Below are 13,341 nucleotides of genomic sequence, written 5' to 3'. Positions count from 1 at the left end.
TTCGAATCTAGGACGCCTTGGGCCCGGCCGCACCCGTCTTCGCGGGCGGGATGTCGAGTTTGATCGACAACTCCTTCAGCCGTGCAGGCTCCACGGCGGCGGGGGCGCCCATCATCAGGTCCTCTGCCTGCTGATTCATAGGAAACAAAATTACTTCACGAATATTCGGTTCATCGGCGAGGAGCATGACGATGCGGTCGATGCCGGGGGCGGAGCCGCCGTGGGGGGGGGCGCCGTAGCGGAAGGCGTTCAGCATGCCGCCGAAGCGTTGTTCCACGACCTCGGCGCCGTAGCCCGCGATCTCGAAGGCGCGGAGCATGATGTCGGGGCGGTGGTTGCGGATGGCGCCCGAGCTCAGCTCGATGCCGTTGCAGACGATGTCGTATTGGTAGGCCTTGATATCCAAGGGATTCATCGTGTTCAGCGCCTCCAGCTCCCCCTGCGGCATGGAGAAGGGGTTGTGGCTGAAGTCGATCTGGCCGGTTTCCTCGTTGAGCTCATACATCGGGAAATCGGTGACCCAGCAGAATCGATACGAATCCTGCTCGATGAGACCGAGCTCCGTGCCGATGCGGGTGCGGGCCTTGCCGGCGAGCTTGGCGGCTTCATCCGCCTTGCCGGCGGCGAAGAAGACGGCGTCGCCGTCCTTCAGGCCGAGGGCGTCCGCAATGGCAAGAATGCGCTGAAGGTCCAAGTTTTTCGCGATGGGGCCTCCAAAATCAGCCACCGCGACTTCGCCTCGTTCCGCAAAAGCGCTTGCGACTTCGGGCGAAACATTTGGACTGGTAATGGTTCGCGCCGCACTAAGTCCCTTCCCCGGGAAAGTCATGTAACCGAGGCCGCCGGCGCCCTCGCCCCTCGCCCATTCATTGAGCTGGTCGAAGAAGCGCCGCGGCTGGCTGGCCGCGCCCGGGGCCGGGATGGCACGCACCACGCCGCCGCCCGCCGCGATCTTGGCAAACAGCCCGAAGGACCCGCCGGCGAAATGCGCGGTCACGTCGGCGATGCGCAGCGGGTTCCGCAGGTCCGGCTTGTCCGAGCCGAATTCCAGCATCGCCTGGTCATAGGGGATGCGCGGGAAGGGCGCCGGCGTCACTTCCCGCTTGGTGCCGGAATACGCCGAAAATTCCTCGAACACGCCGGCCAGCACGGGCTCGATCGCGGCGAAGACGTCTTCCTGCGTCACGAAGCTCATCTCGAAATCGAGCTGGTAGAACTCGCCCGGGGAGCGGTCGGCGCGGCTGGCCTCGTCCCGGAAGCAGGGGGCGATCTGGAAGTAGCGGTCGAAGCCCGCCACCATCGCCAGCTGCTTGAACTGCTGCGGGGCCTGCGGCAGCGCGTAGAACTTGCCGGGGTGGTTGCGGGCGGGGACGAGGAAGTCCCGCGCGCCTTCCGGGCTGCTCGCCGTCAGGATCGGGGTCTGGAACTCGGTGAAGCCCTGCTCGATCATGCGCCGGCGGATGCTGGCGATGACGCTGGCGCGGAGCATCAGGTTGCGGTGCTGCCTCTCCCGCCGCAGATCGATGAAGCGGTAGCGGAGGCGGAGGTCCTCCGGGAATTCCTGCTCACCGGCCACCTGGATGGGCAGCACCTCGGCGGCGGACTGGACCGAGACCTCCCTCACCCGCAGCTCGATCTCGCCGGTCGGCAGCTTCGGGTTGATGGTCGAACCCTCCCGCGGCACGACCTCCCCGGTCACGGTCACCACGCTTTCCGGCCGGGCGCCGTCCAGCGTCGCGAAGCCGGGCGCGCCCTGGGCCACCACGCATTGCGTCAGGCCGTAATGGTCCCGCAGATCGATGAAGAGCAGGCTGCCATGGTCCCGCTTCCGGTGCACCCAGCCGGAGAGGCGGACGGTCTGGCCGGCATCGGAGGCGCGAAGAGCGCCGCAGGTATGGGTGCGGTAGGCGTGCATGGGTATGGGCCTGCGAGCAAATGAGGAATCGGGGGCGAAAGCGCCGCACCGGCCCCCCGATGTCAAGGGCCCCGGGGCCTCGGCGTGGCTTCCCCCCGCCGTTGCGCGGGTCTACACGGGTTCCATGAGTCGCCGCACCCCGGGCGCCGAAGCGGCGCCGGCCCTGATCACGGATACCGAGACCCTCACCGCGCTGTGCACCCGGCTCCGTGCCGAGTCCTTCGTGACGGTCGACACCGAATTCATGCGGGAGCGGACCTACTGGCCCGAACTCTGCGTCGTCCAGCTTGCGGGCGACCATGAGGTCGCGGTGGTGGATGCGCTGGCGCCGGGGCTCGACCTGGCGCCGCTCGGCGAATTGCTGGCCGACCCGGCCGTGGTGAAGGTGTTCCACGCCGCCCGGCAGGATGTGGAGATCTTCCTGCTGAAGTTCGGCGCGGTGCCGACGCCGCTCTATGACACGCAGGTGGCGGCGACGGTCGCCGGCTTTGGCGACCAGGTGAGCTACGACCAGCTGGCCCGGGCGCTCGCCAATGCGCAGATCGACAAGGCCCACCGCTTCAGCGACTGGGCCGCGCGCCCGCTCTCCCCGGCGCAGATCAACTACGCCGCGGCCGACGTGACCCATCTGCGGCTCATCTATACCGGCCTGACCGGCAAGCTGGCCCGCGAAGGCCGCGATGGCTGGGTGGCGGAGGAGATGGCGGAACTCGCCAATCCCGCGACCTATCGCCAGGACCCAGAGACGGCCTGGGAGAGGCTGCGGCCGCGCACCCATAACCGCCGCTTCCTCGGCATTTTGCGCGCCGCGGCCGCCTGGCGGGAGAAGGAGGCGCAGCGCGTCAACATCCCCCGCCAGCGCCTGGTGAAGGACGAAACCCTGCTGGAAATCGCCGCCACGGCGCCGGAGACGGTGAACGATCTGGCGCGGGCGCGCGGCATCTCCGAGGGCTTCGCCAAGGGCAAGTCCGGCGCGAGCCTGCTGGCCGCCATCACCGCCGCCAAGGGGCTGCCGGACAGCGCCCTGCCGGAAGCGCCGCGGGAGCGGAGCGGGGCCGCCCCCTCCCCCGCCTTGGTCCAGCTGCTGAAGGTGCTGCTGGCCGCCAAGAGCGAGGAGCATCACGTGGCCCCCCGCCTGCTGGCCAATTCCGAGGAGCTGGAACGCCTGGCCGCCGGGGAGACCGAGGTGCCGGCCCTGCATGGCTGGCGGCGGGACGTGTTCGGGGAAGCGGCGCTGGCACTGAAGGCGGGCAAGGTGGCGCTGGGCGTGGACGGGAAGAAGATCCGGCTGATCGCGGCGGGGTAAAGCGTTAAGGCCGAGGGGCGCTGCCCCTCGGGCACCCCGGCGAGGGGCAGCGGCCCCTCGCGACCCCTTTCAAGGGGCGCGTGTGTGTGGCGGAGGGGCCACTAAAACACTACTATGGTTTTAGCCGATTAAGCCGTTTTAGGACGTTTAGCACCGAGTCCGCAGCGGCGACGGATCGCCGGGCCGCGCGCGATCGGCAACAGCGGGACCGGCGCCAGCAGACGCGCCGAAGGGCGCTTCGGCAGGCGCGGCGGCGGCAAGCCACGCAGCGCCCGGCGCGGGATGCGCGGGACGAGGCGCGTCCCATCGGGCGTGGGCGGTGCCTCCGGCGTATCGGGCGGCGGGATCGCATCGGGTTGGAAAGGCAGGGCCGTGGCCATGCCGAGCGTGCGCGCCATCACCAGATCCTCCGGCATCAATTGCCGCGCCGCCCGACGGAAGGCGCAGGCGATGCGATATTCCAGGCACTCCATCGCCGGGTCCGAGAGCGGATGCCGGGACGCCGCGATCAGGAGCCGCGCCAGGACTCCATTCCTGGCGACATAGATCAGCGCGCTATGGGCCGTGTCCGGCCGCCCGAGCTCCGCCGGCAGCGCGATCCAGGGCCGGTCCGAACAGGCAACTCAGAAGATGGCATCCCAGATGGCGCGGCGATTGCGCGGGGGACGGCCGGTCTTGGGCTTCTGCGGGAGGAGATAGGGTTCGAGGACGTGCCGCTCCGCGTCGGTCAGGGGAGACCAGGGGTGGGAGGGGGTGGGGCGGAGGGGGAGCATGGTGTTGCACTCCGGTGCAGTCAGCTTTACCAGAGTACAGGCTTTTTTTCTTGATTGCCATGTCCAAATATCGGGGCGTCCAGCAGCTAAGGGGCTGACGGTACTGCGACACGGATATCCGCTCAGGTGGTCGGGTCGACTTTCACGTTCCGCAATGTTGGCGGGGCAGCCGCAGGGAATCATCTCCGGTTAGCGCTTGGACGCCACCCGAGGCATCGCCTCCGCGACGGATATCCCTCTCGGCGGCGTCGGCGAACGAACATCCTGGCACCGAGGGATCGGGATGGAGCCCTGATTCCGGCTTGGTAGCTCTGCTGATCGGTTGCCACTCGGTTAGGCATACGCCGTGCAGCAGGGCGGTTCCCTTGATCCAGGCCACTGACACCTGACCTGGGCAGACGCCATCGTGGAGAGAGCAGGCAGCCCGGAGCCCCTCCGGTAGTGACGTGCGAGGTCTCAACGGATGCCAAGCGGTCGCCTGTGCAGTGCGTCTTGGGGTGCCCCCGCAGGCTGACTCGGGTCCACCGGCACGTCGAGGCCCGCCACGGCTGCGGCGAAACTGACGGCGGCGGGAAGGACAGGGTGTTGCTGACGCGGCCAAGCGAGATCCGCGCCAGTGGCCGGCGCCGCGTTGTGTTGGAATGACGGACCGTAAATTGCACACGCCAACCGCGAAATCCACCTCAAAATGCAATCAGAGCGCGAAAAATACACAAACTGAACAACTTATTGAGCAATCGACGGCAGCATCGGCAAGTACCAGGCCAGCTGGTTCAGTTGAGTAACTTTTTTTTGATCACGTTTCCGCGATGGTGCGGCAAAAGGGCAACACTCTTCTCACTCGCAGCCCAGCCGCTTCCGGATCAGCGCCAAGGCAGACCCGAAGGCAGCTGCGACCACGGCCCGGGATTCAATATCAGCTACAACATCAACGCTATATCCAGCCGCTTGCTGGAGCGTACGCTCTATCTGGATAGTCAAGCCCGAGAGGTAATCGCAAGGCTCTCGGTGCTGGACTGCCTCTGCGAGGATCAGTTCACTGAACTTGCGCACCATATCTTTGACTTCTGTATCAGATTGCATTGGCTCTCCCCTGTTTATTGTTCGAATGAGATAAAATCGACGATGTGATTAAGCGCGTGACGTCGCGTCAATAATTAACATCGAGGGTCGATTCGCATGAAAAAGTTCTTATTTTTTCGTCGTTAACGCTTTTTTTGGTTGGTCTGGGGCCTTCTCCATGCCCCACCCGCCCTCCACCCGCTATCACCCTCAGGTTGATTTTCGTCTCAAGTCTTCCCGCAGGATGATCGTCTGGATTAGCGTTGGGAGGGGACACAGCCACCGACACCTAAAATAGGAGACACGGACATGCCCGCGTTGCGAGTTCCCTCGGATCGGACCGAGAGCCGCCAGAAGATCATTTCTCTTCTGAATGACCTTGGACATCAGGCCGCCAGCACCGGCGACGACCTCGCCGCCCGCTTGCTCGACGACATGGCACGACTGCTGGACGCTGCACTGGCGTCTTCTGGGAAGTGATCCGTCGGTTGGGATCGCACTTATCCATCGGGTATCGACTGGCGGGGTCGGAACCCAAAGGGACGTCGGTGGCATCCTTGACCACTTGAACGCCGCTTTGTGTAGACGGGAGAGCGGGTGGCAGCTCCCACCCCCTCCACGAGCGCTTTCTGGACGGTCTGCCCGACACAACGCCGGCCGTCTGTTCGGTTCAGGACACATCTTCAGCACATCGCATCGGGGCAGCCGAAACGTTGGATCGCTGAGGCCCTCGCTCAGAATCGATCCAGGACGCTAGTCTTCGCGGCGCGGTGTTGAAAGCGCTAATTTAGTTATCAGCGCCATGATCGAGGCGCTGGTTGCTTGAGCGGCGAGTTGCTTAACAACGGGGCCGCCGACGCTACTTCAACGATCGGTTCTTTCCGGGCACTTGGTCGCGCAAGCAGAAACTGCGCTTTCGGCGGAGGGTAGCGACGCCGCTCGCCTCCGCGGCGCCTTTGCTACTCCGGGTAAGTTAGTGTCGTCCACCTCGGGAACCTACCCGGCCGCTGATACCTCCACCGTCGCGGTCAGGCCCAGCGCCGCAGCCAACGCGTCCAACCTTCGCTGGACGCTTTCGCCGGCGAAGACGCCGCTGCCTTCCACGAGTCTCAGCTGCAGTTCGGCGCCGTGGCGCCGCAGGGAGGTGCCGCGCAGCAGGACGGGGGTGCCGCCTGACAGGGTGAAGGCCAGGCGCAGGGCGGCGCCCAGGATCTCGGCGCGTTTCACGGCGGCGGGGTCCAGCAGCACGCGGGCGGTGCTCAGGAAGCCCATGGTGGTGTCGGCTTCGTAGCGAAGGGCGACGACCATGGCCAGGAAGGCGCGCTGGTGGTGGTCCAGGCCGACGCCGGGCTGGCGGAGCACGCGGTAGAAGGCCTGCTCGGCGCGGTAGTCCGGGTGGTCGTGGCTGCCGATGTCGGCGATCCAGCAGGAGGCTTCGCGGAGGTCGGACTGGTCCGGGGTTTCGCCCTCGAACAGCGGGTGGGTCCAGGCGAGGAGGGCGGGGGCGAGGGCGGCGTCGCGGCCCCAGCGCAGTGCCAGGTCCCGGCCGGCGGCCAGCAGCGGTTCCTCCTGCCGGATGGGGGTGGGGAGGAGGCTGGCGTACCAGCCTTCGCGGAGGCCGTTGGCGGAGAAGACGACGCGGCGGGCGCCGGTGGCGCGCAGCAGGCGGCGGAGTGCGATGGCGGCGAAGGGCATGTCGCCGAGGCGTTTCGCGGGGGCGCCGGGGATCTTCTCGAGTACCTTGCGGGGGGATTGGGCGACTAGGCCGGCGAGGTCCCGGGCTTCCTCCCGTCGCAGCACGTAGTGGTGGACGATGGAGAGGGGGTAGCTGGTCTGGGCGATGTGCATGCGGGCCAGGGCGCGCCAGGCGCCGCCGACGAGGTAGAGGTCCCTGCCCTCCCCCTGCTTGAGCCACGGCACGCGGGCGAGGTCGGCTTCCACGATGGCGCGGGCGCGGATGGGGTCTCCGCCCGCGCGGTCAGCCAGGCGGATGGCGCCGATGGGGAGGGAGGCGGCGTGGCCGGCGTGGCCGCCCTTGAGGTCCACGAGTTCGAGGGAGCCGCCGCCGAGGTCGCCCAGGATGCCATCGGCTTCCGGGAAGCCCAGGAAGACGCCGTCGGCGGAAAGGCGGCCTTCCTCCTCCCCGGTCAGGACGCGGACGGGCAGGTCCGGCAGGCGGGTGCGGATGGCGTCGATGAAGGCGGGGCCGTTCTCCGCGTCCCGCGCCGCGGCGGTGGCGATGACCTGGACGGGGTTGGCGCCCATGGCGCGGGCCACGGCGGCGTAGCGGGCCATGACGGTCAGCGCCGGGTCGATCGCGGCCTCGTTCAGGCGGCCGGTGTTCTGCAGGCCGCGGCCGAGGCCGAGGACCGCCTTCTCGTTGAAGATGGGCAGGGGATTGCGGGTCAGGCCTTCGAAGATGACGAGGCGGACGGAGTTGGAGCCGAGGTCGACGACACCGAAGCGGGGGGGATGGGTCGGGGGGGTGAGGTCCAAGCGGGGTCTGTCCTGATCGGTCTCGGTTCGCGTCAGTCCTGGGCCACGCGGTCCTGGCGCGACCGGCGGGCGGCGGGGCGTTGTTGAAGCGCGCTGCCGCGGCCGGAGAGGGAGGGGTTGGTCATGAAATACTCGTGGGCGGAGACGGGTTTGGCACCGGGCGGCAGGCGGCGATAGGTGCCGTCGGGGCCGAGTTGCCAGCTTTGCATGCTGTCCTGAAGATTCACCACCATCACCTGGTCGAGGATCTGGGCGTGGACGGTCGCATTCTCGATCGGGACCATGGTCTCCACGCGCCAGTCCATGTTGCGGGCCATGAGGTCGGCGCTGCTGATGAAGACGCGGGCGCGGCGGGATGGCAGGCGGTGGCCGTTGCCGAAGACGTAGATGCGGGAGTGTTCGAGGAAGCGGCCGACGATGGATTTGACGCGGATGGTCTCCGACAGGCCGGGCACGCCGGGGCGGAGGCAGCAGATGCCGCGGACGACGCAATCCACTTTCACCCCGGCCTGGGAGGCGCGGTAGAGGCTGTCGATCAGCTGCTCGTCGACCAGGGAGTTCATCTTGAGCCAGATGGCGGCGGGCTTGCCTTCGCGGGCGAAGGCGATCTCCCGGTCGATGAGGCCGAGGAGGGCGGGGCGGATGGTGAGGGGGGCGAAGGCGAGGCCTTCCATCGTCTCGGGCCGGGCGTAGCCGGTCATGTAGTTGAAGAGCTTGGCGGCGTCGCGCGTGAGCGCCGGGTCGGCGGTGAAGAAGGACAGGTCCGTGTAGATGCGCGCCGTGATCGGGTGGTAGTTGCCGGTGCCGAAATGGGCGTAGCTGCGGAGTGCGTCGCGTTCGCGGCGGACGACGAGCGAGACCTTGGCGTGGGTCTTGAGTTCGACGAAGCCGTAGACGACCTGGACGCCGGCGGCTTCGAGTTCGCGGGCGAGGGCGATGTTCCGCTCCTCATCGAAGCGGGCCTTGATCTCGACGATGCCGGTGACGGATTTGCCGGATTCCGCGGCCTCGATCAGGGCCTTCGCGATGGGGCTGTCGCGCGTGGTGCGGTAGAGCGTCTGCTTGATGGCGACGACGTTGGGGTCCCGCGCGGCCTGGCGAAGGAACTGGACGACGACGTCGAAGGATTCGTAGGGGTGGTGGACGACGATGTCCTTGGCCGCGATGGCGGCGAAGCAGTCTCCGCCGAAATCCAGGATCCGTTCGGGGAAGCGCGGCGTGTAGGGGGTGAAGAGCAGGTCGGGGCGGTCATCCACGATCAGCTGCTTGAGGTCCGTGACGCCGAGCAGGCCATCGAGGGTGAAGACGTTGTGGCGATCGGCGTCGAGTTCGCGAGCGACGAGGTCGATCATGTCGGGTGACATGCGGGCATCGACGGAGAGCAGGATGGCGCGGCCGCGGCGGCGGCGCTTCAGCGCGGTCTCGTAGCTGCGGACCAGGTCCTCGGCCTCCTCCTCGAACTCCACATCGGTGTCGCGGATAAGGCGGAAGAGGCCGTGTTCCGCGGTGATGAAGCCGGGGAAGAGGCGGCGGAGGAAGAGGACGATCAAATCCTCCAGCATCACGAAGCGGATGGCGCGGTCCGGCGTCGCGGGCAGGCGGATGAAGCGGTCCACCTGGGGGGGCAGCGGCAGCAGCGCGCGCATGGTGCCGCCATCCTCCTCCCTCACCAGCTTCAGGACCATGCAGAGCGCCAAATTGGCGATGAAGGGGAAGGGGTGCGCCGGGTCCACGGCCAAGGGCGTCAGGACGGGGAAGACGCGGTCCATGAACCACCCCTCCAGCCATTCGCGATCGGCGGGGGAGAGGCTTTCGGGGTCGCTGACGACGAGGCCGGCGGTGGCGAGGAGGCCGCGCAGCTCATGCCAGGCGGATTGCTGGGCGGCGATGAGACCCTGCGCCGTGCCGTGGATGGCGGCCAGTTGCTGGGCGGGGGTCAGGCCATCCGGCGAGGGGGTGGAGATGCCGGCGCGGTCCTGGCCGATCAGGCCGGCGACGCGGACGGAGTAGAATTCATCGAGGTTGGAGGCACTGATGGCGACGAAGCGGAGCCGTTCCAGCAGCGGGTGGCGGGGGTTGGCCGCTTCCTCCAGCACGCGGGTGTTGAAGGCGAGCCAGGACAGTTCGCGGTTGATGAAGCGGTGCGGGCTCTCGGGGGCGAGGGTCGCGGGCTCGGCGGGGGCGTGCGTGTCCATGGGCGGAGACTAGCCCGGGACCGGGCCCTCCGGGGAGGTTTCGGGGGGATCATTCCCGAAACGGTCATCTTCGGCGTCCTCCAGCCCCAGCCGGGCGCCGAGCACCTGGCGGGCGAAGGGGCGGGTGATGGGGGCGGAATGGGCGAGCGCGGCCTCATCCAGGGTCGCGATGGCGGCGGCGAGGCTGGCGGCGTCCCTCGGCAGGCGGGCGAGGAGCCAGGCCTGCACGGCGGCATCGAGGCGGAGCTGGCGGTCGGCCAGGTGCTTTGCGAGCAGGGCGGCGAGGAGCGTGTCGCTGGGTTCGTGAAGGGCGACGGCGTGGGTGGCGCGGAGCCGGCTGGCGAGGTCGGGCAGCGTGGTCGGCCAGCGCGCGGGGGGCAGGCGGGCGGCCATCAGCAGCGGCGCGCCGGTGGCGGCGGCCTGGTTGATGAGGTGGAAGAGCGCTTCCTGGTCCGCCTGGTCCGCGGCATCGAGCGCCGTGCCGGGCGCGGGGGCCAAGGCGAGGTCGGGGGTGAGGGCCGCACCCTCCATCAGCCGCCAGCCGTGATCGGCGGCGGCGATGCGCAGCAGATGGGTCTTGCCGGTGCCGGCGGGGCCGAAGAGGGCGAGGCGATGGAGCGGCCAGGGGACGGGATCGGCGAGCCAGGCCAGGGCCTCCGCATTCGAGGCATCGGGGACCCAGTCCGCGCGGGCGGAGGAAGGCGGGCGCGCGAGGGGGAGCGGGAGCTGGGTGGGGGGGAGCATGGATGGGAGAGAGGTAGGGCAGATGGGGGCGGCGGGGGAGTGGGTGGGATACTCCAGTCTCCCCGTCACCGCGAACAAAATCAGTTACTTGCAGATCGCTACCACACTATCTTGTAGTGTCATTGTGTAGTGCTGGCAATGGTCTCAACTGGCCAGCAAAGGGGCTGAGTTGTTTTCGATTCGCGCATTGCAAGGGATAGCATCAGAAGAAATCTTAACCAGCAGATAGATCGTCCAAATCTAACCGATCACTATAAACATACTCTTCTGCACTCAGATCCGCCAAAAAGCACAGGCGCCAAGGCTCATCCTTATCCAAAACAAATTTTTTGTTTGCGGCGAAGAGTACTATCCAAGATTTTGCTTGCTCATAATCCTGCTCGTTGGGTCTGATTAGCGCGTAGGGCGAACCTTCACACTCCGACGCAAGGTCCCGATCGAGAATGAGATAAAACGTTAGTCTGACTTCTTGAGCATCCCAACTCGGTGCAGCCCGCACTCTGATTTCAGAGAGCGCTCGGGCAAACTCTCCTTCAGGTGTCCCCTTGTTGTGTTTCTCTTTGATGCGCCCAGTCAGCTTTGTAGCAGCGCTGTTGAAGTCGTTAGGGAAAGCTGGGCGCTGGCGCTTCCGGGCCAAAGCTTGAGAGAACTCCCGCCGATCTTGATCTGTGACGCATCCAGCCACACGCACTGGCGTCATTGGTGCAAGCACAGCCTTCTCGATAGTCATTGTCTGATCGAGATCAGCCACGAGGCCCTTGTCTGCAAGGCCCGGCAGATAGGCGTATTGGGGCCGGCGTGCTTTCCTGATCTCCTCAAGCGTGTGTGGATCGACCCTGACGAGCGGAGATACTTCGACGTAGGGCCTCTTGTCCCAGTTTCGCACTATGTCACAGGTTTGGGTCACAACCACCAAGCCTTGCGGGCTTGATGCTACAGCGGCCAAAGGGTCGCTCGGCTCAGGAGGCTGAATGCACGCCTCTTCCCGCGAGGCCGCTGTGAGCGGACATGACAAATCGGCCAAGTGGAAGAAGAGCAATCCCGCCTCGACGACGGCATCGCCCTGCTTCCAGCCTGCTAGTGTCTGCGCAAAGCCCGGTGCGACGTCGTTAGCCGGCACTTTGTCCAAAGCGCCTTAGGCCCGCCCCCGCAAGCCACGCAGGGATTTGCCACGAGCGAGTGGCATTGGCTCTGCCGCGACGGGGTCTTGTAGTGCTCCTAGCAGAGTTGCCGGCGCGGGCGGCCTACGCTCCGCCTTGGCTGCCGCCGAAAGTAGTAGCGACGGACCATCAGCTCGGCCACTACTAGGACCCAGAGCCAACTTGAACTCATCAAATTGTCCAGCCGCCAGCAAATCGAGGGGCACTCGGCCGAGTTCGTCTGGGCCAAGAATGGCCGCGCGGGTCGCAACACCTGTACCCCGATCAACGGCGCGAATAGCAACAAGCAGCCGAGAAATGCGCTCTTCATTTGCGGCGCTTATTGCCCGTCCGTTAGACCAAAGATGCAGCGAACGTCGCGTCGTTCTCATTACACGAGCAAGTTCGTCCCAGGTCAGGCCCGAGCGACGGCGTAGTTCGCCAAGCTTTGTGCTTGGCGTCTCAAAAGCTGCAGCAATCTTCGCAACCTCTTCCGCAGTTTCCACCGTAGGCGTAATGCGCGGCGAAGCCGCCGTAGCATCACTCGCCAGAGGACGCGTAGGGATCGACGAAGTCGCCTGCGCTGGGCTACCTCCCACAACCATAGCAAAGCCACAGGCAATGACAGCGCTGCGGAAGTAGGCCGCCACAACTTGCTGCGAATACGCAAACGTCGTTGCCGACATAGTTGTAATGTTATTCATATTTCGGCTCCGTGTTCACGCAGGAACTCATCCCTCACAATCCACCGAAACATACGGTATGCGTTGTCAGCGAGGTTCCACGCAGCCCTCGCCAAGCCGTCTCCGTTGAAGTCTGCCCGCTCGGCTCGATACGTGTCGATATCCAAAACCCAACTCGGAGTTTCCGTCGGAGGCAGCGCAGCTGGGTCATAGGTTGCTTGAGGGGGGAGCAATCCGTGCCGCAAGAGCATCTGCCCAACCCCAGCATCTAGATCGAGTTGGGTCTCAGTCATGTTGAGCCGAATACGCTCAGCAAACGGGGTTGCCACTGCAGCCCCAACCACCTCTGGGCGCACCAGAGCGCCAAGGCGGCCAAGCGCGCCGTTGCTAAGGCGATTGACGTATCTCAATCCAAGTCGATCAGCATAGGTTGGCTTGAACGTCGCCGCAGCAGCCCTCACCACCTTGTCAAACCTAGTAAGGAAGTCGCTCCGACTGCTGTAGGCGCGCGTCTCCAGCGCGACGAAGGACGTCGTCAAGGCGACATGCCAGCCGTCACCGCCATCGGTAAACTTCCAAACTATCGCCTTGGAGACCTGCATGCCGCCTGGCGTTACAGCAAGCTCGTGAACTTCCTCCTTTCTAAGATCGGGGTAGTCAGCCCGAATGGCTTCCTGGAAGTCCGCAACGGCCTCCGCTTTATCGAGAGCCAGGATCGGAGGAAACCGAACTTGAGCAATCGCTAGGGCCAGAGGAGCGGTCGTTAGCTGGACCTCGGCGGGAGCCGGTCCGGCGAAGGGATCGGCGATTGTCATAGCGGCGCATCCTGTCTCCAGCGTGAAATCTAGTGTGAAACGGCGGAGACTGCCAAGCGGTTACGATGCCGATCGACAAAAATTTACGAGGCGCGCCTCGTCTGCGTCACACGAGCAAGCGCTGTGCCCGCGCGGGTTGATAAAGGCTTCGCACACGGCTCCCGCTCGCACCACTCCAGCCGCCAGCAGAGGGGAGCCGCCTCCAGAGCATCC

The 13,341-nt window shown here is 65.9% G+C and carries 11 protein-coding genes; 2 read left to right on the top strand and 9 right to left on the bottom strand.

Features of this window, described 5'->3' with window-relative positions; genetic code table 11:
• Positions 1 to 7 precede the first annotated feature (7 nt).
• Positions 8 to 1,915 (bottom strand): aspartate--tRNA ligase, encoded by a 1,908-nt coding sequence (aspS, locus tag G3576_RS26345; protein WP_164697477.1) that lies wholly within the window; start codon positions 1,913 to 1,915, stop codon positions 8 to 10.
• Between the two features lie 124 nt (positions 1,916 to 2,039).
• Between aspS and rnd the strand changes: the two genes are divergently transcribed.
• Positions 2,040 to 3,221, top strand: a complete 1,182-nt coding sequence (gene rnd, locus G3576_RS26340; RefSeq protein ID WP_164697476.1) for a ribonuclease D — start codon at positions 2,040 to 2,042, stop codon at positions 3,219 to 3,221.
• Between the two features lie 128 nt (positions 3,222 to 3,349).
• Here rnd and G3576_RS26335 read toward each other — a convergent pair whose 3' ends face one another.
• The 3 genes from G3576_RS26335 to G3576_RS26325 form a co-directional block, all read right to left on the bottom strand.
• Positions 3,350 to 3,619: a hypothetical protein gene (locus G3576_RS26335; protein ID WP_164697475.1), complete on the bottom strand. Its 270-nt coding sequence runs from the start codon at positions 3,617 to 3,619 to the stop codon at positions 3,350 to 3,352.
• Positions 3,620 to 3,844: 225 nt separating this feature from the next.
• Positions 3,845 to 3,994: a transposase gene (locus G3576_RS26330; protein WP_164697474.1), complete on the bottom strand. Its 150-nt coding sequence runs from the start codon at positions 3,992 to 3,994 to the stop codon at positions 3,845 to 3,847.
• An 837-nt stretch (positions 3,995 to 4,831) separates the two neighbouring features.
• Entirely contained in the window at positions 4,832 to 5,077 is a 246-nt protein-coding gene (locus G3576_RS26325) for a hypothetical protein (RefSeq protein WP_164697473.1), read from the bottom strand.
• A gap of 288 nt (positions 5,078 to 5,365) precedes the next feature.
• Between G3576_RS26325 and G3576_RS26320 the strand changes: the two genes are divergently transcribed.
• A complete protein-coding gene (locus G3576_RS26320) occupies positions 5,366 to 5,536 on the top strand; it encodes a hypothetical protein (protein ID WP_164697472.1) in 171 nt (56 codons plus the stop codon).
• Positions 5,537 to 6,052: 516 nt separating this feature from the next.
• Here the strand turns inward: G3576_RS26320 and G3576_RS26315 are convergent.
• The 5 genes from G3576_RS26315 to G3576_RS26295 form a co-directional block, all read right to left on the bottom strand.
• Positions 6,053 to 7,552, bottom strand: coding sequence for a Ppx/GppA family phosphatase (locus G3576_RS26315; RefSeq protein WP_164697471.1), 1,500 nt, complete (start codon positions 7,550 to 7,552; stop codon positions 6,053 to 6,055).
• A gap of 32 nt (positions 7,553 to 7,584) precedes the next feature.
• Positions 7,585 to 9,747: an RNA degradosome polyphosphate kinase gene (locus tag G3576_RS26310; RefSeq protein ID WP_164697470.1), complete on the bottom strand. Its 2,163-nt coding sequence runs from the start codon at positions 9,745 to 9,747 to the stop codon at positions 7,585 to 7,587.
• A gap of 9 nt (positions 9,748 to 9,756) precedes the next feature.
• On the bottom strand, positions 9,757 to 10,491 hold the full coding sequence (locus G3576_RS26305) for an HdaA/DnaA family protein (protein ID WP_164697469.1): 735 nt from the start codon (positions 10,489 to 10,491) through the stop codon (positions 9,757 to 9,759).
• Positions 10,492 to 10,705: 214 nt separating this feature from the next.
• Entirely contained in the window at positions 10,706 to 11,611 is a 906-nt protein-coding gene (locus G3576_RS26300; protein WP_164697468.1) for a hypothetical protein, read from the bottom strand.
• 719 nt (positions 11,612 to 12,330) lie between these two features.
• Positions 12,331 to 13,128, bottom strand: a complete 798-nt coding sequence (locus G3576_RS26295; RefSeq protein ID WP_164697467.1) for a TIGR04255 family protein — start codon at positions 13,126 to 13,128, stop codon at positions 12,331 to 12,333.
• Between the last annotated feature and the right edge of the window lie 213 nt (positions 13,129 to 13,341).

Source organism: Falsiroseomonas algicola, assembly GCF_011040385.1.
Lineage (GTDB): Bacteria > Pseudomonadota > Alphaproteobacteria > Acetobacterales > Acetobacteraceae > Falsiroseomonas > Falsiroseomonas algicola.
Note: the sequence above shows the minus strand (reverse complement) of the source record. Positions and strands in the feature narration are given on the sequence as shown.